1 protein-coding gene is annotated in these 2,006 nt (G+C 57.3%); it reads left to right on the top strand.

Annotated elements, in window-relative coordinates:
* Positions 1–220: 220 nt before the first annotated feature.
* Complete coding sequence (locus VOI29_RS24325; RefSeq protein WP_323784448.1) at positions 221–1,960, top strand: aldehyde dehydrogenase family protein; 1,740 nt, start codon at positions 221–223, stop codon at positions 1,958–1,960.
* The last annotated feature ends 46 nt before the right edge of the window (positions 1,961–2,006 follow it).

Here is a 2,006-nt window from a genome sequence, read left to right as displayed (position 1 = left end):
GGCGCAGCCCCGCTTCCTAAATGAAACGAGTGCCAGATCGCGGTCAAATCCGGTGACGTCTCCGAAGCGGAACTGATGGATTTATACGTCGGCAAAGTCGCCAACTGGCGAGTGGCGGATCGTGTGATCATAGCCATGGACTGCCCCTCGGTGCCACATGCAATGTGGTGAAACTCAAACTACGCGAGATATACGCGAACATTCTTCTGAAAGAAGCGGCATGAAACATCAAAGTACCTTCACCCCCGATCTGCAAGCGGCCTATGACGTCGACCTAGAAGCCCTAGACGCGGCCAAGGACCGTTGGGCGCAAACCTCGCTGAGTGAACGCATCGCGGTTCTGCAGGCGGTCAAAGATAATCTGGTGCGCGTCGCCGACGAATGGGTCGATGCGGCGGGCAAGGCCAAGGGTATCCCGCAAGGTTCCCCTCTCTTGGGGGAGGAATGGACGTCGGGCCCTTATGCCGTTATGTCGTGCTGCAACGGTCTGATGGATACGCTGTCGCAGATGGAAGGCAAAACCTTTCTTGACGGGCTAAATAAACGCAGCCTGCCAAGCGGCCAAACCGCCGTGCGCGTTGTGCCACATTCGATCTGGGACCGGCTGTTGATTTCGGGCGTGCATGCAGATGTCTGGATGCAAAAAGGCGTGACCCCCGCCAACCTCAAGAACAACGCCGCGTCGGCCTATGATATCCCAGCAGACCAACGACGAGGCAAGGTCGCACTGGTTTTGGGCGCAGGCAATATTGCCGCGATCACGCCGCTGGACGCGTTCCAAAAACTCTTTTTGGAAAACCAGGTGGTCTTACTTAAAATGAACCCCGTCAACGACTACTTGACCGAGCCACTGCAGGCCGCCCTGAAGCCGTTGATCGATCGCGACGCGCTACGTATCCACCGCGGCGATGGCCCGGCGGGGGCCTACCTTACGACGCATCCGTTGGTTGAGGAAATCCATATTACCGGTGCTCGCGCCACCCATGATCTAATCGTCTGGGGCGCAGGCGAGGAAGGCGATAGAAATAAGGCCGCCAACACGCCGAAAAACACCCGCCACATGACGTCCGAGCTTGGTGCCGTTTGCCCCACCATCGTCGTGCCAGGCCCGTGGACCAAGGCGGACTTGCGCTTTCAGGCGGAAAACATCGCCACCATGAAACTGCATAACGGTGGATTTAACTGTGTCGCGGTGCAGAGCCTTATTTTGCCACAAGGCTGGGATAAGACAGCCGAACTGATGACGAATGTCGCCGATGTGATGGCCAAGCACACCAAACGCGCCGCCTATTACCCCGGTGCCGAAGATCGCCAACAGGCTTTTGTCGATCATGCGAAGAATCCGCAAAAGCTGGATCGTGGGGCGGATGTGGCACCGCTTTACCTTGCCGATATGGCCGAGGGTGATAGCGATTGGCTCGCCCAGACAGAAGTCTTCACATCTGCGCTTGGCGTCATGCACATCGAGGCAAAAGACGCCGAAACCTATATGATCGCGGCGATAAAATGGGCGAATGACACGCTCTATGGCACATTGGGCGGCAATATCATCATCCACCCTGCCACGATCCGCGCCATGGGCCGCAAACGGTTCGAAGAGATCATCGCCGAATTCCGCTATGGCGCGATTGCGATCAATGCGTGGTCTGGCCTTGCCTTTCTGGTGACTGCCTGTCCCTGGAGCGGCTTTGCCGGCGCAACCTTGCAAAACGTCCAGTCTGGTGTGGGCTCGGTCCACAATACCTTCATGTTGGAAAACGTCGAACGCACGGTGATCGAGGCCCCGTTCCGCCCCTTCCCGCGCAATCTGCTATCCGGCGGGATGAGCCTACTGCCACGTCCGCCCTGGTTTGTATCAAACAAGCGTCAGCATCATATCGGGCGTTTGCTGACCCGGTTTCAGCACAAACCAAGCTGGTTCAAGCTGCCGCGTATTTTCTTTCACGCCCTCTTGGGCTAAGTCCAACGGGGTCAACAGAGAGCATCCGATGAACGACATGACCCCA

Origin of the sequence: Leisingera sp., assembly GCF_034669605.1 — a bacterium.
Classification (GTDB): Bacteria; Pseudomonadota; Alphaproteobacteria; order Rhodobacterales; family Rhodobacteraceae; genus Leisingera.
Note: the sequence above shows the minus strand (reverse complement) of the source record. Positions and strands in the feature narration are given on the sequence as shown.